Source organism: Shewanella corallii (assembly GCF_023349125.1).
In the GTDB taxonomy this organism is placed as follows: domain Bacteria; phylum Pseudomonadota; class Gammaproteobacteria; order Enterobacterales; family Shewanellaceae; genus Shewanella; species Shewanella corallii.
The window spans coordinates 127,220-145,651 of the sequence record NZ_JAKIKT010000009.1 but is presented as its reverse complement, the minus strand read 5'-3'; the positions used below and the strand labels follow the sequence as shown (position 1 = coordinate 145,651).

General features: G+C 51.2%; 16 protein-coding genes. 12 read left to right on the top strand and 4 right to left on the bottom strand.

Annotation, left to right across the window (positions count from 1 at the left end):
• Positions 1 to 24 precede the first annotated feature (24 nt).
• The 7 genes from L2725_RS19595 to L2725_RS19565 all read left to right on the top strand — a co-directional run bounded on the left by L2725_RS19595 (position 25) and on the right by L2725_RS19565 (position 7,243).
• Positions 25 to 2,343, top strand: coding sequence for a beta strand repeat-containing protein (locus tag L2725_RS19595; RefSeq protein ID WP_249250517.1), 2,319 nt, complete (start codon positions 25 to 27; stop codon positions 2,341 to 2,343).
• Between the two features lie 222 nt (positions 2,344 to 2,565).
• A complete protein-coding gene (locus L2725_RS19590; protein ID WP_249250515.1) occupies positions 2,566 to 2,988 on the top strand; it encodes a curli production assembly/transport protein CsgE in 423 nt (140 codons plus the stop codon).
• A 36-nt stretch (positions 2,989 to 3,024) separates the two neighbouring features.
• A complete protein-coding gene (locus tag L2725_RS19585; RefSeq protein ID WP_249250513.1) occupies positions 3,025 to 3,432 on the top strand; it encodes a curli assembly protein CsgF in 408 nt (135 codons plus the stop codon).
• A gap of 1 nt (position 3,433) precedes the next feature.
• The gene (locus L2725_RS19580; RefSeq protein WP_249250512.1) at positions 3,434 to 4,291 is read left to right on the top strand and encodes a CsgG/HfaB family protein; all 858 of its coding nucleotides are present in this window, start codon (positions 3,434 to 3,436) and stop codon (positions 4,289 to 4,291) included.
• Between the two features lie 104 nt (positions 4,292 to 4,395).
• Positions 4,396 to 5,520 (top strand): membrane-bound lytic murein transglycosylase MltC, encoded by a 1,125-nt coding sequence (gene mltC / locus L2725_RS19575; RefSeq protein ID WP_249250511.1) that lies wholly within the window; start codon positions 4,396 to 4,398, stop codon positions 5,518 to 5,520.
• A 395-nt stretch (positions 5,521 to 5,915) separates the two neighbouring features.
• A complete protein-coding gene (locus tag L2725_RS19570; protein WP_249250510.1) occupies positions 5,916 to 6,446 on the top strand; it encodes a YbhB/YbcL family Raf kinase inhibitor-like protein in 531 nt (176 codons plus the stop codon).
• A gap of 26 nt (positions 6,447 to 6,472) precedes the next feature.
• Positions 6,473 to 7,243 carry a helix-turn-helix domain-containing protein gene (locus L2725_RS19565; RefSeq protein WP_249250509.1) on the top strand — a complete coding sequence of 257 codons (771 nt, stop codon included), beginning with the start codon at positions 6,473 to 6,475 and terminating at the stop codon, positions 7,241 to 7,243.
• Between the two features lie 18 nt (positions 7,244 to 7,261).
• On the opposite strand, the gene L2725_RS19560 is transcribed toward L2725_RS19565, so the two are convergent.
• From L2725_RS19560 to L2725_RS19545, 4 genes are all read right to left on the bottom strand, one after another.
• Complete coding sequence (locus L2725_RS19560) at positions 7,262 to 8,269, bottom strand: class I SAM-dependent rRNA methyltransferase (protein ID WP_249250508.1); 1,008 nt, start codon at positions 8,267 to 8,269, stop codon at positions 7,262 to 7,264.
• A gap of 73 nt (positions 8,270 to 8,342) precedes the next feature.
• Positions 8,343 to 9,644: an alpha/beta hydrolase-fold protein gene (locus L2725_RS19555; protein ID WP_249250507.1), complete on the bottom strand. Its 1,302-nt coding sequence runs from the start codon at positions 9,642 to 9,644 to the stop codon at positions 8,343 to 8,345.
• A gap of 139 nt (positions 9,645 to 9,783) precedes the next feature.
• Entirely contained in the window at positions 9,784 to 10,638 is an 855-nt protein-coding gene (locus L2725_RS19550) for a class I SAM-dependent methyltransferase (RefSeq protein ID WP_248937309.1), read from the bottom strand.
• Positions 10,639 to 10,747: 109 nt separating this feature from the next.
• Entirely contained in the window at positions 10,748 to 12,892 is a 2,145-nt protein-coding gene (locus L2725_RS19545; RefSeq protein ID WP_249250506.1) for an FUSC family membrane protein, read from the bottom strand.
• Between the two features lie 333 nt (positions 12,893 to 13,225).
• On the opposite strand from L2725_RS19545, the gene codB reads away from it, so the two are divergent.
• From codB to L2725_RS19520, 5 genes are all read left to right on the top strand, one after another.
• The gene (gene codB, locus L2725_RS19540; protein ID WP_249250505.1) at positions 13,226 to 14,464 is read left to right on the top strand and encodes a cytosine permease; all 1,239 of its coding nucleotides are present in this window, start codon (positions 13,226 to 13,228) and stop codon (positions 14,462 to 14,464) included.
• 30 nt (positions 14,465 to 14,494) lie between these two features.
• A complete protein-coding gene (locus tag L2725_RS19535) occupies positions 14,495 to 15,772 on the top strand; it encodes a cytosine deaminase (protein WP_249250504.1) in 1,278 nt (425 codons plus the stop codon).
• 444 nt (positions 15,773 to 16,216) lie between these two features.
• On the top strand, positions 16,217 to 16,678 hold the full coding sequence (bufA2, locus tag L2725_RS19530) for a BufA2 family periplasmic bufferin-type metallophore (protein WP_115137082.1): 462 nt from the start codon (positions 16,217 to 16,219) through the stop codon (positions 16,676 to 16,678).
• Positions 16,679 to 16,744: 66 nt separating this feature from the next.
• The gene (bufB, locus tag L2725_RS19525; protein WP_249250502.1) at positions 16,745 to 17,638 is read left to right on the top strand and encodes an MNIO family bufferin maturase; all 894 of its coding nucleotides are present in this window, start codon (positions 16,745 to 16,747) and stop codon (positions 17,636 to 17,638) included.
• Positions 17,626 to 18,423, top strand: coding sequence for an HvfC/BufC family peptide modification chaperone (locus L2725_RS19520; protein ID WP_249250501.1), 798 nt, complete (start codon positions 17,626 to 17,628; stop codon positions 18,421 to 18,423). Before bufB ends, L2725_RS19520 begins: the two co-directional genes overlap by 13 nt.
• The last annotated feature ends 9 nt before the right edge of the window (positions 18,424 to 18,432 follow it).

Below are 18,432 nucleotides of genomic sequence, written 5' to 3'. Positions count from 1 at the left end.
TAATAACCAAGGGAAGAAGGGAAAATGAAAAAATCCAATATTTCAATTTTAGTTGCTGCCATGCTGACCAGTGGCGCTGCGTTTGCTACTACACCAGTAGACAATAAAGCCGATGTAACTCAGGTTGGTGATAATAATACCACCACCATAGACCAGGCCCAGAACAGCACTGGCAGTGAGGCATTTGTGCGTCAACTTGGTAATGGCGATACCGCTACCATTACTCAGAAGGATACAGGTGGCGCCGGTGGCAAAGCGTTTGCAGATATCGAGCAGAAAGTGGGTACCGGTAATGTGTCGACCATTCTGCAGGAAAATGAAGTGGGCGGCTCAAATGCGGGCATTTATGCAGAGGGCGATGGCAACATAGGTACAGTGACCCAGCGCGCCACTCGTGGAGATGCGACTGCTTCTCTTTACCAGCAGGGTTCAGACAACCGTTCTAATGTGCTGCAGGAAAATAATGTTGCTAACTCGATAGCATTTGCCACCTCTATGGGTGACGGTAACACCAACAATATTACCCAGCGTAATACTGATGGCAGTGCCACAGCTACTGCAACTCAAGAGGGTAACGACAACACAGCCAATATTACTCAGCGCGCCAATGTTGCCACAGCAAGTGCTGACATCAACACCTATGGCGATTCCAACAGTGCGACTATTACTCAGAAATTGCGTACCGAAGGTAGTGCTGAGGCAGAAATTAACCAAGGTACTATGGGCGCAATCGCGTCAGGCAATACCGCCACAATAACCCAGGAAAATGCTGACGGTGGTTACTCCCAGATCAATCAGAATGGTAATGGTGATACCGCCACTATCGATAACTTTCTGTCTGATAACGCCACCGCTGTAGTCACGCAAAATGTGGGTGCCGGTAACACTGCGACTATCAACCAGCGTGTGTCTGATGGTGCGGATGCGACCCTGACTCAGACTGGCGATGGCAACCAAGGTGTGATCAATCAAAACACTGCCAACTATAGTCATGCTGCCAATTCTGATACCACCACGGCTACGCTGATGCAGTCGGGTTCAGCCAACAAGTCTGAAATTAAGCAAACCGCTAAATTCAATACGGCGACTGTGACCCAGGCTCAAAGTGAAAACGAAGGCTATGTTACCCAAAGTGCGCGCAACAATACTGTCACCCTGGCTCAGGATGGCGTTGAAAACAAAGCCTATGTGGATCAAACCGCTGCAGGCAACACAGCGACTGTGACCCAAGCGGATTCCTATAACTATGCCGATGTTGATCAGTATGGCGCAGACAATACCGCAACAGTGGCTCAAAGTGGCGATAGCAACCGCGTTGAGCTGTTGCAATCAGCCGCCACTAATGGCGCCAGCGTGACTCAAGCCGATGGTAGCAAGGCGTTTGTTACTCAATCCGGTGATGAAAACACACTGATTGCGACGCAATCCGGTTTAGACAATAACCTGGTTGCCACTCAGGAAGGGTTCTCAGCTGAAGCTACCATCGACCAGCTAAATGGTGGTAACTCAATAACCCTGACCCAAGGCGGTGTTGACAGTGTGGCCGTTATCACTCAAAACGCAGATAACACAGTTGATTTGACTCAGATTGACCAAAACTCCAAAGCCACAGTATCCCAGATGGGGACTGGTAACAGCCTGATCGCATCTCAAAGTGGCAGCGGTGAAACTGGTAATGAGATCTATGTAGATCAGCGTGGTACCGGTGACTCTGCGACTATTACTCAATCCGGTGGTGAGGGCAACTATGCTCAGGTTAAGCAGGTAGACAATAGCTATGGCAACTTTGTCACCGTGACCCAAACCGGCAATGCCAATAATGCCGGTGCGACCACTGAGTTGGGTGATAACAACAATATCAACCTGACTCAAAACGGTGACGGCAACAGCATCACAGCCAAGAATGATGGCTCTTCCCTCGGTGCTCCTGGCTACGGTGCAGGCACTCGTGGCAACAACAATATGCTGACTATCAACCAGCAAGGTGACAATAACCAGGCTTATGCTGATGTGGCTTTCAGCTATGCCGTGGTAGATATTGCTCAAGATGGCGAATTTAACTACGCCTCAGTGGAAGCCGCGAATGGCTTTAGCAGTGAAGTATGGATTGATCAGACTGGTAACAGTCACAACGCTGATGTGTATGTCAACGGTGATGATGCCCTGGTAACAGTCGATCAGTTTGGCATTGGCCAGACTGCTGACATCTCTATTGGCAATGCATTTGGCAGTAACAACAACACTGTCACTGTGACTCAGCACGATTCCTACAACCTTGCCACTGTGAACACCAATGGTATGGGTAACACCGTAACCATCACTCAGGGAACTCAGAGCTTCTAATCACCTGAGTTGAGTCTTGACGATAAGGGAGCTTCGGCTCCCTTTTGTCAGTGAAATCAATCGCTCCTGGTTGTTGCTTACGCTCAATTTGATTACAATTGTTGCGCAATTGATACCGCTGATTCGCCATGGTTCAGGCGTCTCTCAAAGCAAGGATGTTGGGTGGTAATGGCTCGTTTTTATCTATTTTTTCCAATCTTGTTTGTGGCAGTTTGCTGTCCTGTGATAGCTAAGAGCACAGATACTCATATCAGTGTCAAAGAGACTCCTGTCCAGGATATCAGCGATAACAAACCCAAAATTGAATCAGACCTGATTGATGGCCTGATCCTCAACCGCACCATGACCCGCTTTGGGCACAGATTCTACAAAGAGTTTGTGATGGATTACCGCAATATCGGTGGCATGACAGATCATGATGGTTTGACCATAAAGGAGCAGGCTTCAGCCCGTAATGGCTCCCGCATGACCATACTCCACAACCGTAAACCTGTCTTTGTGACTGTGGTGTCCCCCGCCAGCAGAAACATTGATGCGCAGGCTAAATCTGCTGCTTCATACGTAGATAAAGTTTTAAGACAACAAAGAGATCAAGCTGCCTGGTCCTCGCTGATGGATCCGGATCTGGCGGCAGATGAGTTTTAGGACTCAGTTTTAACAACAAGAATAAGGGTGACAGGGATGACAAGAAAACACTCAATAAGGATGTTGGCATTAAGCTGTTTATTGGCCTCGTCCGCCACTTCGGCGACTCAATTGACCTACACACCGGTCAACCCGGCATTTGGTGGTAACCCGCTGAATGGCTCCTACCTGATGCAAAATGCTTCTGCCCAGAACGACAATAACTCAGGCAGTGGTTATGTGCCGCCTACCGCACTTGAACGTCTGGCCAGCTCTCTGGAATCCCGGCTGATGAGCCAGCTGTTTAACGACGCCGCCAACGGTGGAGAAGGCTATCTGCGCACCGATGATTTTGAAATTAATGTGGTCAACGAAGATGGTTCTTTGCTGGTTCATATTCTTGATATTGCCACGGGCGAAACCACAGTGATTGAGGTCGGTGGCCTGATCTCGGAGGGAGGTTGATATGAAATATTGGCTCCCTGTGTTGGCAGTGCTGGCGTTGGCAGGCTGCAGCTCAACCACAGATATGCTCGAAGAGATCGAGCATTCGTCCAGTTTGATGCCCAGAGGGCAAACCTACTTTGATTTGACTGAATTGCCATCCCCGCAGGGGGCAATTGTCGCTGCGGTCTATGACTTCAGAGATCAAACCGGGCAGTACAAGCCTATCCCCTCCAGTAACTTTTCAACCGCAGTTCCTCAAAGTGGTACCGCCCTGTTGGCGAAAGCGCTGAGTGATTCAAACTGGTTTATTCCGGTTGAGCGAGAAGGGCTTCAGAACCTGCTGACTGAGCGCAAAATTGTTCGTGCCGGACTGAATGGTGATGGTGGCAAGCTGCCTCAGTTGAACAGCGCGCAAATCCTGCTGGAAGGGGGGATAGTTGCCTACGACACCAACCTGAGAACCGGCGGCGCAGGTGCAAGATATCTGGGAATTGGCGCTTCGACCCAGTTCCGGGTAGACACTGTGACTGTGAATCTGCGAGCGGTTGATATCCGCACCGGTCGTATGCTGAGTAACGTCACTACAACTAAATCTGTGCTGTCCCTTGAAGTGACAACCGGGGTATTTAAGTTTATTGACGCCCAGGAGTTGCTGGAAGGCGAGGCGGGTTTCACTACCAATGAACCTGTGAGTTTGTCCGTATCGGCTGCCATTGAGAGTGCGGTGACTCACCTGATTGCCGACGGGATATGGAAGGGTAGTTGGAACCTGCAGAATCCGACGGAGCAAACCAATCCGGTACTGCTTAAATACTGGATGGAAGCGTTTGGAGAGAAACAGGTACGCAAGAGATTGAGTATTGAGGAGCAGGTTTGAAGTAATTGCTTGGCCGAATTCAAAATTCAGTCGTTTCATAATGTTCAACAGCGGGTCGCATATGGATAATTGCGGCCCGTTTTTGTTGAGAGATGACCCCTGTTTTGAAAAAGCTCTGGCTATTGTTGTTTCCTCTGCTGTTGTCCGCCTGTGCACAACAGCCTGTCACCTGCGTATGTGAATCGCCTGCCAATAACACTGCACACAGTGGAAGCAGCAGACCTGCTGTCCCCGCCAAAGACAGAGAAGCTTTTGAAAAGCTGATTCAATATTTCGCCACTCAGGTTAAGAAAGAGTGGGGCGATGATGATTATATGGTGGCCAGTAAGCATCACTATGTGAAGTACATCGATGGTTATCGCACCCGTGCCCATATTGACTTTGATAAAGGCAAAATCTGGGTCAGCACTGTAGCCCGTTATCAGCCTGAAGCCAGATTAAAAAATGCCATTATCGAAACCCTGCTGATGCCATCAGATCCTTCCAAGGTGGACCTTTTCAGCGACAAAAAAGTCGTGGTATCCGGTAAGCCATTTCTGCTGGGGCAGGTGGTGGATCATGATGGGAAACCTATCGAGTGGCAGTGGCGGGCCAACCGCTTTGCTGAGTTTTTGCTGGCCAATAAGCTAACCATGAAGCAGCTGAAAAAAGGTCATGCCTACTATGTTGAAATTGATATGGTGCAGGATCACCTGAGCCAGCGTGAGTACCAGTACGCTCACCTGATCCGTGAGGCGTCCCGACGTTATCAAATCGACGAAGACCTGATTTACGCCATCATTAAAACCGAGTCCAGTTTCAACCCTTATGCAGTGAGCCATGCAGGGGCCTATGGATTGATGCAGGTGATCCCCAAGACTGCCGGGGCAGATGTGTTTAAGTTGGTAAAAAACAGAAATGATATTCCTACCCGGGACTACCTGTTTGATCCGGCCAATAATATCGACACAGGTGCCGCTTACTTCCATATCCTGAAGAATCGTTATTTAAGGGATGTGAGCAACCCTACGACCAAACATTACTCTATGATATCTGCATACAACGGCGGGACGGGCGGTGTACTGTCGACCTTTGACAGTGACCGTAAGCAGGCGATGCGAGAGCTGAATGCCATGTCGCCGACTCAGGTGTATAACGCGTTGACTACTGAGCATCCCAAAGCTGAGGCGAGAAGGTATTTGCAGAAGGTTTTGTATTTTCAGAAGGAGTTTAACGCCGGAAACCTCTGAGGTAACTGCTGCCTGCCCAGCGTTCTGACTGCATTGCTTTCACCGCCTCAGCCAATCACGTAGCGCTGCTACGCTCATGGACTGAAACGGTTCAGCGGCTTTGTCAGAGCCTCGGGCAGATTGCAGTTGAGCTTCAGTGAGATCGTCTTTCTGCCAGTATTGACGGGGAGCCAACTCTGAGAAAATTGAGCATGATGTCATGAGCTGTGGTGGGTTCGATTTTTTCTAAAGATTTATGTTGTTTTCTTCCCTTCCAACCAAATCCCTTAAGTTTTTCGCCGAAGTTACACAAAGTCTCAATAGTGGTTTAAATTGACTCTATATTGAGCCTTTTTGTTGTGTTTGGTGGTTTTCATCTCTCTACACTGTGTCCATCAAATATAGGAGGACACAAGATGAAAGCGAGATATTTACTGCCTTTGCTGGCCATGGTTTCCTTTGCCAGTTCAGCCATGACTCTGTCCAGTCAGGATATTCAGGAAGGTTCACGTATGGCCAACACCTATGCCTATAACGGCTTTGGTTGCAGTGGCGATAATCAGTCCCCACAGCTGAGTTGGCAGGGGGCACCCAAGGGCACTAAAAGCTTTGCGATTACCGCCTATGACCCTGATGCGCCAACTGGCAGCGGCTGGTGGCACTGGCAGGTAGTGAATATTCCTGCCAAGGTTCACAGTATCAAGCGCGATGCATCAGGTCATATTAAAGGCGCCGATGAGCTGACCAATGACTATGGCAGTAAAGGCTTTGGTGGTGTGTGTCCGCCAGCGGGAGATGGTATGCACAGATATGAGTTCACTGTATGGGCTTTGCCGGACGCTAAACTGGAACTGCCTGCCAATGCATCAGCAGCGCTGGTGGGTTATATGCTCAATGCCAAGGCATTGGATAAAGCCACTTTGACCGCGACTTATGTGAACCCCTGATACGGGGTTCGCCCAGCAACGAGAACATGATGAGCCGTAAACCTATTCAGACCAGTGTGTTTTCCGGCGTACAGCCTCAGCCACTGCGCAATGTGCTGATACATGTGCCTACCATTATCTGGGTGGATAAAGGCCAGAAGAACCTTTGGTGGCACGAGCAGGAGCTGGCATTTTCCCGGCGGGAGTGGCTGCTCGTGCCTGCCGGTCAGTACCTGACTTTTGTTAATGAGCCCGGCGCTACTGAGTTTCACTCCCGGTGTTTGGGCTTGCTGACGTCACCGCCCGAGGAATGGTTGCTGCAGGGTGAAGGTGCTATCTCAACGCAAACGCCGCCGTCCACCGCTGTGACTGACAGCTTGGCCTGGTTGTTTGAGGCGATATTTGCGATGCCAACGCTGAGTCACACTGCCCAGCAGCAGATGCTGTTTGCGCTCTATGCTGAGCTTAGGTCGCAGCGTGCACTGGGGTTCTTGTTCCCCAGTGCCAATGAATCTTTGCGGGAGCGGCTGAGTCGTTACTTTGCCGTAGAGCCTGGTCGTGAGCATAAGCTGGAAGAGGTATCTCTGCACTTCAATATGAGCAGAGCGACCATGATACGTAAGCTGGCGGCAGAGCACACCAGCTTCAGAGATTTGCTTGCAGAAGTGCGCATGGTACATGCGTTGTCTTTGATGCAGGAGTCCAGATCTCAGCTGGATATTGCCCTGGCCTGTGGTTATCAGTCTGAGTCCAGATTCGCGGCCAGATTCAAGCAGCTGTTTGGCCTGACCCCGAGGCAATATCAGCAAACCTTATAACAGCTAAAACCTGGCCTGTTAATCCAGTGTCAGCGCCACAATTTTCAGTGGATGATTGCCATCAAATGACGGGAAATCCTCATGGCAGTCGAGCCACTCGTGGCTGACGACTTCACGTCCCTGTTTCTGCACGCAGCGGAGCAGAGCGTCAAACCACACCTGTTTATCCACTTTGGCGACGTTGTTACAGCACACCAGAGTGCCACCTGCTGCAGTTGCCAATACGGCAGGCTTTTGCAGGCTTTGGTAGTCGTTTATCAGGTCGACAATACCAAAGGGGCTTTTGGCATATCGGGGTGGGTCCAGAAACACCTGGTCGAACTGGGAGCGTGGCAATTTCGGGTATTTTGGCAGGCGCTGACCACGGCGCCCACCGACATTCAATCCGGCCAACTGTCTGAGCGCCGGAAACACATCACTTTGCACAAATTCGCAGCGCTCACTGACCTGGTTCAGCTCGGCATTGCGACGCCCGGCTGCAAGTGCAAAGGAGGAAAAGTCGATATTCATTACTTTGTCGGCACCACCCACAGCAGCAGCCGTGCCTATACCACAGGTGTATGAGAACAGATTCAGCACCCGTTTGTTGAGACTGTGCTGGCGCACATATTCACGGCCAATTCGCATATCCAGAAACAGCAAAGGGTCCTGCCCTTCATGACGCATTTTGGAGGTAAACCAGATGCCATTCTCCTGCATCAGGGATTCCTGCTCTGCGTCACCGGTTTCTTCATCTGTCAGGCTGTTACTGACTCTGGAGTGGTTGCCGGATCTGTCGTTGTAGATCACTGGTAATGCTATCTGCGCCTTGAGGATCTGGGAGATCTCATCAAGCTCGTCCTCTGTCAGGCTGGTATGAAAAGTCTGTACCAGCCAGTTATCGCCATAGCGGTCGATGTTCAAGCCATTGATGCCTTCCACTGTGCCATGGAATACGCGATAGCAGTTGGTGTTGTCGGCGGCTGCCTGGGTAAGAAAGTGCTGTCGCTTGGTAATGGCGGCGGTCAACAGGGATTGTATAGACATGTGGTGGCTCGATTGAAGCTGGGGTCAGGATTGACCCCGGCATGGTAGCAAAATGCGCTAAGGCTTACCTGTTTTATTCTGCTATGGGGCCACCAAGCTCCCAAACTTCCCAACTTTCAAAGCCCTGTGCTTGTGCCAGTTCGATAGCTTTGCGGTGCAGCGCTTCGGCCTCTTGAGTATTCCCAAGCGCTGCCTGTGCCAGACTCATTTGCTGATACCAGTCGGCGCTTTCGCCTGCGGCTGACTTGATGCTGTCCAGCAGGGAGGCAGCTTTTCCCGCCTGCTTGGTCTTATTGAAGCCTTTGCTGATCCCCAGTGCAATTTCTACATAAGAGTCAGGCAACTGAGTTCTGGCGCTGGCCAGAATCTGTTCCAGCTGGTCTATCTGCTTGGAAGCAAACAAATACTTTGCCAGATAATACGCCTGCAACCAGTCCATACGGTATCCGGCCCATTGCGACTGCTTGTCGGCAAAGTGCTTGAATGCAGCCTGATAGTCTGCTATCTCCATCAGCTCATCCATATCTGTGTAATGGTTGTCGGCAAGGATATTCAGCCCATCCATCATGGCCGGTATCGCTGTGGTGTAGTGGGTTTCATTGGGGTAGGTGTTAAAGGTCACCTGCCAGCCTGGCGCCTGCTCAGTCAGTAAGGCATGGAAGTCTCTTATGCCCATGCCCTGTTCATTGGCGACCGACAAAAACAGAGGCGGCAGTGGTTTACCTTTATTGGCTTTTATGAACTCTGTCAGCTGATTATTGAAGCTGTAGTTGTCATACCAGAGGCTGGGGCTCATGGAGATAAAGGCGTTGAAAGGCGTGTCTTTCGCCATCATGGCCTGCAGTACAAACAGACCTCCAAGTGAGTATCCGGCAACGGCATTGCTGCCGGACGTTCGATAATGTTTGTCGATGTAAGGCACCAGCTCCTGACTCAGATGCTGCATCATTACATCAATGCCACCAAACTCATCCCCCTCTTTTTCTGATTGCCAGGTAGTACTGTAGAGGTAATCCGGGTTGCCCTGATTGGCAATACCCACCACTATCATGGGCGGCAATTTGCCCATGCGGGACTGGGTGTGGGCCAGCATGGCGGTGTGGCGAAACTGGAAGTCGCCATCCATTACATAAAGCACTGGGTAGTGCCTTTGCGGGTAGGCTTGATATCGCTCAGGTAACGACACCATAAAGCGCCGTTTTGCATCATAGGCTTTGGACTCGATATTGTCCGCAACGCCATAACTCAATACCTCTGGTGCCGCGTTGACCATAGTAGGAAGGCAGATACACAACAGCAGCCCTACGGACTTAGGCGCGAGGACTTTGGGCAGAAGTGAACTGACAAATGAGCGTGAAAATACCTGCTTGGCCATCATTGGCTCCGATTATTATTTTGATGAGAGTTGCGAACAGCCTACAGAGCGGCAAGGGGATGGTCTGTAGGAAGAAAGGATTAACACCTGTGCTCAGCTGCCTTAAGTCACGGCTGAGCACAGGGGCGCTCTGTAGCAGTTAAGGTTTGCGGAACAGCAAGGTCATACGGTCAGACTCACCAATGGCCTGCATGGCTTGCTTTTGCTCAGGGTTGTCCCGGCTGCCGTTAAAAGAGGGAGGTAAGCGCCAGACAATATCTGTCTCACTGGGTTTGTCCTTGGCGTTGGCGTTGATTTCACTTTTGGCAACCAGTTTGAACCCGGCATTGGTAAACAGCTTGATGATGTCTGATTGCTTCATATAACCGCGGTTACCCTGAACACTTTCATCTGAAGCACTTTCTGGCGCTCTGTGTTGCACTACACCCACCATGCCGCCTTTTTTGAGCAGTTTACTCGCGGCTTCAATGGCCTGAGTCATGGTGCCTGCTTCCTTTTCAAAACGATTCAGATTATGCAGGGCGCGGATAAAGAGTACGCGATCCGCAGTCCCCTCTGCGGATGCAGGCACAGAAGCAAAAGTGAAGCCTTCAGCTTCAGGACCATCTTTGGAGAAACCAGCGACCAGCTCAGGGAACTTACTCGTGCTGGCAACACGCTCTTTAATGCGCTCGGGAGAGAAGAAACCGAATCTGGCCCACATGTCATCGGCATAGTTGACGCCATACAGTGTGCCATCTTCACCCAGATAGTCCGCCAGAATTTCGGTATACCAGCCGCCACCGGGAAGCGCTTCAGCGACAACCATTCCGGGCTTTACCTGAAAGAACTCCAGTGTTTCGACCGGGTGACGGTACTCATCTCTGGCCTTGGCCTTATCACTGCGGGATTCAACGACCTGCTCCAGCGTTGGCGCAGGACTGGCAACGACAGATGTGCTGCCCAGTGCCAGCAGCATAGCTGCACCGAGCAGGTGGAGTTTGGACTTGTTCATGGCTAACCTTCCTGTGGCGATAGAAATCGGTAAATAATTCACCAATTTCTGAAATAAGCCCGGAGATTACCAGTCGAGAATTGTAAGCGGATATTGATTGCGCTCTTGTTTACATCAGGGCTTCCACTTCAGTGCGCAGCAATCGCAGGATATTGACCGTATCCAATTGTTCTCCCTGCTGTTCTATCTCCAGCAGTCGAGCACGGATATCATTTTGATGCTGACGCATGACTTCAAAGAAATAAGGCGAGTTGGCATCTTTCAACAGGCGTTTATGCCAGTTGTCGAACACGGCAATGGTTTCTGCAAGTTCCCGGGTGATTAGATCGTCAGCGGCAAGTTTTTGTGCCTGCCAATTCAGCAGGGTGAACAAGCGCAGAATAATGTTGGAGCCGTGGCAGCACAGCAGGATTACTTCGGCGACACTGCTTTTGGGTCTGGGCTCGGCCAGGTACCCCAGCCAGTGGTCAAACAGGTTGGTGTCGTTGCGCACGCACTGTTTGAAGCTCTCCTCCAACTCCTTGCTGTCGTCAGGCTGAGACTGATTAGTCTGGTCAGGATGGCCCAAATAAAGCTGCATGGATTTCAGATAGGTCAGGTAGCCAGAGACAGTCGACAACAGTTGGTTGGGGAAGGCACGCTTTTGCCACTCGGGTGCGATAAAGAGTACGCACAATACCGGCAAAGCCACACCCAGCAAGGTATTTTCTAATCTTGGCAGCAATATGCCATCACCATGGCCACTGAGGGCAAAGCCACAGAAGACAAACAGGGTGACACAGAATACGCCAAAGCCGTAGAAACGGTTGGCTGTGTGGAAGAAGCCAATGGCGGCCAGCGTGAAAGTGGCGACCAACAGAGGTTCGCCTATTTGCCAATGCTGCATCAGGGCGACTATGGCCAGACCGCCTATGGTACCCGTGAGACGCTGAAGTAGTCTGGGCCAGGTCAGCGCCAGATTAGGCTTGAGCACCAACAAACTGGTCATCAGAGTCCAGAAACCAAACTCCAGATGCAGCGCAGTGACGACTGCCCACCCGAGTGTCAGGCTAATTACAGCCCGAACGGCATGACGGAAGTGATTGGATTTCAGAGTCAGTTGACTGCTGAATTTTTGCCACAGCACACTGGCGGAGGAAAGCTGCAATGACTTGCTGTCCGTATGGCTGTTGGCTGGCACAGGATAACCGGACTCAAGTTGAGTCAGAGCGATATTGATCAGCTCCAGCTTATCGATAACCGCCAGGGTTTGCAGGTATTCATGGCGAAACTCAGGGCCGGGTTCCATCCCTTCCCGCGCGGGCATTTGACGCAGTGCATCAAAGCGCTCCATAGGCAGACTCAGGTTGGCGGCCTTGGGTTTGGCGGTACGCAGACGTTGAGCCAGGTCTCCAGACAGGGCATGAATTTGTTCAAGCCAGAACTGATGTTGGGACTGATAGGCGGCTCCCGGGGTGAAGTGCAGCAGGCGGGTTAACTCTGCAATTTTATCGGCCGTATTGATACTGCCCAGCAGCCAGCCCAGCTCCTGACTTTGCTCACCGGCAGTCAGGCGCTGCTGCACTTTTTGCTGCAGCGAGTTGTACTTACCTGCATACAGGGCGCGCAGTTTGGCGGTGACCACAAAGGTCTCGCGATAGCTTCCGGGCAACAGTGGCCGGGTATGGGAAATCAACTTCTGCGCCAGCTCCTGATATAGCTCATGCTGCAGGTCTCTGTCTTCCCGTCCCGGCCAGCGCCAAAGGGCGAAACACTGCCACATGGCATACCAGATTGCACCTGCAGTTAATGCCAGTGGCAGGTGCCAGTCTTCAAGTCCCGGCTGATAAATCAACATGGTGTAGATACCTGCCAGCACAGTGGCAAAGCCGACGGCGCCCAATCTTGGGGAGTATACAGACAGCATGAGCAGTACAAAGCTGCTGCCTGCCAGATACAGACCATAGAGCCAGGGCGTAGGGAAGAGTACTACGCTCAGATAACAGTGTATTGGGAACAGGATGAAACACAGCAGAAAATCGAACAGCCGATGACGGGTCACACTGGCGCTGTCACCCAGGTGGCAGGCAATACTGCCTAAAGACAGGGCAAACCCTGTGGTGTAATGACCCAGAAAGAACAGCGGCAGGGCACAGCTCAGGTAGCTGAGTGCCGCGATATTGGCACGTAAATTCAAAAGATTACGTAGTGTTGGTTGGAAGTTTTTTAGCATCTTATTGAGGTTGGATGCCAAAGAGGTAGCTGCCTGGCTCATGATGTTGGCTGTTGGGACAAATATACTGCTACTTTAGCACTGATTTGTTGGGGGTTTTAGCGCCAACTCTGACTCCCGCCACTAGATTTAACCGAATTAATTTGCCGCCTTCTCCCAAGGCGTGTGCAGCTGCGCTGTCAGTGCCTGAATTGAGGGATGCAAGGACGTGAGCAAATATCAGAACGTTACTGCATAATGTGTGAGCTAAATCAGATTTAGTTAAATTAACTTCTATTCACATTGACTCGGCTGGAGATCTCCTTAGAATCCCGCACCGTTTGCCCGGGTGACGGTGACAAGCACACACAATTCTAAAATTTAAAAAGGTGTACTATGGCGGCTGATAACAACTACAGCCTGGGGCCGGTTCCCAGTGCTGCGCGCAAAGGAGTGCTGTCCCTGACGATGGTGATGTTGGGGTTAACCTTTTTCTCGGCAAGTATGTGGACCGGGGGAACATTGGGAACGGGGCTCCCGTTTAATGATTTCTTCCTTGCTGTTCTCATTGGTAACCTGCTTCTTGGCATCTACACTTCTTTCCTCGGTTACATCGGCGCCTCTTCTGGCCTTTCTACTCATCTCCTCGCTCGTTACTCTTTTGGCCTCAAAGGCTCCTGGCTTCCTTCTTTAATTCTCGGTGGTACCCAAGTGGGGTGGTTCGGTGTTGGCGTGGCCATGTTTGCCCTGCCAGTACAAAAAGCCACAGGTATCGACACCACAATTCTGATTGCTGTTGCCGGTCTGGCCATGACAGCGACTGTCTACTTCGGTATTAAAGCCCTGATGATCCTCTCTGCCATTGCGGTGCCAGCCATCGCCCTGCTGGGTGGTTACTCTGTGCTGGAAGCAGTAGACAGCGTGGGCGGTATTGAAGGTCTACAGGCCATCACCCCGAAAGAGCCGCTGGACTTCTCTGTGGCACTGGCGCTGGTGGTAGGCTCCTTTATTTCCGCCGGTACCCTGACGGCAGACTTTGTACGCTTTGGTCGCAGTCCGAAAGCGGCCGTTATTGTGACCATGGTGGCCTTCTTTATCGGCAACAGCTTGATGTTTATCTTCGGTGCTGCCGGCAGTGCGGCCACTGGTCAGTCAGATATCTCCGAAGTGATGATGATGCAGGGCCTGCTTATTCCGGCCATTATCGTGCTGGGTCTGAATATCTGGACCACCAATGACAACGCCCTGTATGCCTCAGGCCTGGGCTTTGCCAATATCACCGGCTGGAGCAGCAAGCACCTGGCCGTCGCCAACGGTATTATCGGTACCCTGTGTGCCCTGTGGCTGTATAACAATTTTGTTGGCTGGCTGACCTTCCTGTCGGCAGCTATTCCACCCATCGGTGGTATCATCATCGCCGATTTCTTAAGGCACCGTGAGCGTTATAAAGACTTTGCCAATGCCGAGTTTGCTACTGTTAACTGGGCAGCGATTGCCGGTGTGGCTATCGGTATTGCAGCGGGTCATTTCCTGCCGGGTATTGTGCCTTTGAATGCTGTGATTGGCGGTGCACTGAGCTACCTGATTCTGGATGCGTTGCAAGCGCGTCTGGCGAAACCTGCGCAAGCGGTTTGATAGACCCACGGTTTGAATAGAGAGTAATAGATGTCTGATTTGCTGATTAAAAATGTGGTTATCCGCGGCCAGGAAGGCAGCAAACAAATTCTGGTGAAAGATGGCAAGATTGCCGCTATTGCCGACAATGATGCCAAACTGGATACCACAGCGCCTGTGCTGGATGGTGAAGGCGGTATGGCGCTGCCACCTTTCTGCGAGCCGCATATCCATTTGGATACCACTCAAACTGCCGGTGAGCCAAGCTGGAACATCTCGGGCACTCTGTTCGAAGGTATCGAGCGCTGGGCTGAGCGTAAGGCGATGCTGTCCATTGAGGATGTGAAGGCCCGTGCCAAGCAGACGCTGAAATGGCAAATCGCCAACGGTGTGCAGCATGTGCGTACCCATGTGGATGTGTCTGACCCGACTCTGATTGCACTGAAAGCCATGCTGGAAGTGAAAGAAGAGATGAAGCAGTGGGTTGATCTGCAGATTGTGGCTTTCCCGCAGGAAGGCATTCTCTCTTATCCCAACGGCAAAGAGCTGCTGGAAGAAGCCGTTAAGCTGGGCGCCGATGTGATTGGCGCTATTCCGCACTTTGAGTTCACCCGTGAATACGGTGTGGAGTCTTTGCACTATGTATTCGAGCTGGCGCGCAAGTATGACCGTCTTATCGACGTTCACTGTGATGAGATTGATGATGAGCAATCCCGCTTTGTTGAGACTGTGGCTGCGCTGGCGCACAAGTACAACATGGGCGAGAAGGTGACAGCCAGCCACACCACGGCAATGCACTCCTACAATGGCGCTTACGCCTCGCGTTTGTTCCGTTTGCTGCGCATGTCAGGCATCAACTTTGTGGCCAACCCTCTGGTGAACATTCACCTGCAGGGCCGCTTCGATGACTATCCAAAGCGTCGTGGCGTAACCCGTGTGAAAGAGATGCTGGCATCCAACATCAATGTCTGTTTCGGTCACGACGATGTGTTCGATCCCTGGTATCCACTGGGCACCGCCAACATGCTGCAGGTACTGCATATGGGTCTGCATGTGTGTCAGATCATGGGTTATGACCAGCTGAACCAGTCACTGGATCTCATCAGCACCAAATCTGCCCGCACCCTGCACCTGCAGGACACTTACGGCATTGAAGAGGGCAAGGCAGCCAACCTGTTGATTCTGCCTGCCGAGAACGACTTCGACGCTTTGCGCCGTCAGGTTCCGGTGCGTTACTCTGTACGTAACGGTAAGGTGATTGCACAGACTCAGCCTGCGACTACTCAGCTGCACCTGGACGCCACTGAGACAGTGACTTTCAAGCGCTAATCGGTCAGCTGATTCATAAACAGTAAAGCCCTGCACTCCATTGGAATGCGGGGCTTTTTTGTTTTCGGTTCTGTGGTAGCCAATAGCTGGATAAATATTCTGACGTCCGGCCATCCAATAACATAAGTGAATGATTCTAAAAAATTGGTAAATTCCGGCTGTATTTATTATCACCATCAAGCTGATTGCTATTCAGTCAAGGATGTGTGCTGTAGCCAGTTGGTGTGGCGGGCATCTTTATGCATCAAGTGGGCGTTTTCTCAGGAGTGAATTATGTTGTTATAACCGGTGTGGGTTTAATTTTTGTGCTTTTGCCTGAAATCATGCCCGGCTGTCAGCGGTCTGCTCAGGCAGGCTTTGTTTTCAAAGGGAGCGACTTGGTGAAGACCGAATCTCAGCCTTTGTCGGGAGAGCCTGATTTTCACTTTAAACAGGAAAAGCAAAATGAAAAAGACTCAAACCCTACTCTCGGGTGCCGCAATGGCGGTTGCTATGGCTGGTCTGGCCGGGTGTAACTCAACTGCAGAATCCTCTTCTGCGGCGCCCGCTGTAGCCGGTAAAACCGATTTGGTTCACTGTTACGGTGTGAATGTCTGTAAAGGTCATAACGACTGTAAAACAGCCACTAATGCCTGTGGTGGCCACGGCAGCTGCAAAGGCAGTGGCTTTGTGGCGATGCCGTCCAAGAGCTGCGCAGATGTTGGCGGTGAAGTTAAAGATGACTGGGTTGGACAGATTGCACAGTCTGAGCTGGTGCATTGCTATGGTGTAAACGTGTGTAAGGGCCACAACGACTGTAAAACGGCGGAAAATGCCTGTGCCGGCCACGCTACCTGTAAAGGTACCGGTTTTGTGGCAGCCCCTGCTAAGTCCTGTGCGGATATCGGCGGCAAAGTCGGCGCCTGATTACTTGTTGTAACTGTATAAGGCTGACGTGGTTTGTCAGCCTTGCTATCGGTACTGGGGTGACTCGTGACAGATAAGATTGAACGTGAGTTTCTGGGATTCGGCCTTGGGCTGAGAACCAAACACTTTGAGTATATTTTGCAACATCAGCCCGATATCGATTGGTTTGAAATCCTCAGCGAAAATTATATGGTCGCCGGAGGTAAGCCAAGATATTACCTGCAGGCCATCAGTGAACAGTATCCACTGGTAATGCATGGGGTGTCACTCTCAATTGGCAGTGCCGACCCTCTGGATATGGACTACCTGAGGGCGCTGAAAACCCTGGCCAATGATGTCGAGCCCAAGTGGATTTCCGACCATATCTGTTGGACTGGTATTCACGGCATCAACAGCCATGATCTACTGCCACTGCCTTATACCATGGAAACAGTCCGCCATGTTGCTGAGCGCATCTCCCGGGTGCAGGATTTCCTGGGCAGACAGATATTGATGGAGAACGTCTCCAGCTACCTTTCCTATCAAGACAGCGAGATGGATGAGTGGACCTTTGTCAGCGAAGTAGCCAAGGCCTCGGACAGCCTTATTTTGCTGGATATCAACAATGTTTATGTGAGTGCTCGTAACCATGGTTTTGAACCCATGGATTACCTCAATCGCATTGATCCTGCACGGGTGCAACAGTTCCACCTGGCCGGACACTCAGACTATGGTGACTATGTGATAGATACCCATGACCATGATGTGCCGGACAGTGTCTGGGACTTATATCGTCAGGCTCTCGTGCGTTTTGGTGCCGTCAGCACCATGATTGAAAGAGACGCCAATATTCCGGAATTTCCGGTGTTGGAGGCTGAACTTGGGATCGCCAGAGATATTGCGACTCAGGTGTTGTCGCCAAATCAGCTGAGCATTGCTGACTTGGCAAGAAATAGAGGTGTCAAATCGTGCCTGGCCTGAAATACACTCAAAACACTGTGATGCAGTATTTGTTGCAGCCGGACGCAGGGGCCAGAGAGTCACTGGCTGAGCTGGTAGTTGATCAGGGTAATGTCAGCCTTGAAACCCGAATGGGCATTTATGCCAATGCTTACCGTATTCGGTTGAAAGAGGTGATAGAAACAGATCATGAGCAGCTCTGTTTTTACCTGGGAGATGAACTGTTTGAGCGGATGGCCGATGAATTTATTGCCGCCAGTCCCTCTCAAAACCGCTCCCTGAGAGGGTTTTGCGAACCATTACCTGAGTTTCTGGCTGAGGATGAGTTCTTCAGCCAATATCCGATATTGGCGGATATTGCGAGATTTGAACGACGTTTGCTGACTGCGTTCGATGCAGCGGATACCAACAGAGAGGAGTTTGCAGCCCTGGCCGCTTTACCTCCAGAGCAATGGCCTGCAGTGTGTTTGCGTTTTCACCCCAGTGTGCAACTGTTTCGCTGTGCCAGCAATGCTGTGGAAACCTGGCAGGCGCTGAAACAGGGGCTGGAAGTGCCGGGTGCAGATTATTCCGGTTGGCGATACTGGTTAATCTGGCGAGGCAGATCACGATTGACCGAGTTCATTTCTCTGCAGCCCTGGCAATTGGTGTTGGTGGAAGCTGTGATCGCCGGAGAAAACTTTGCCGGACTTTGTGAGCTTATGCTGGACTTCTTCGATGAGTCGCAGGCTCCTGCTCAGGTATTTGAGTCATTGAAGGCCTGGTTTGAAATGGGGCTCATTCGAAGCCTTGTTGTTTCCGATTAAGTCAGACCT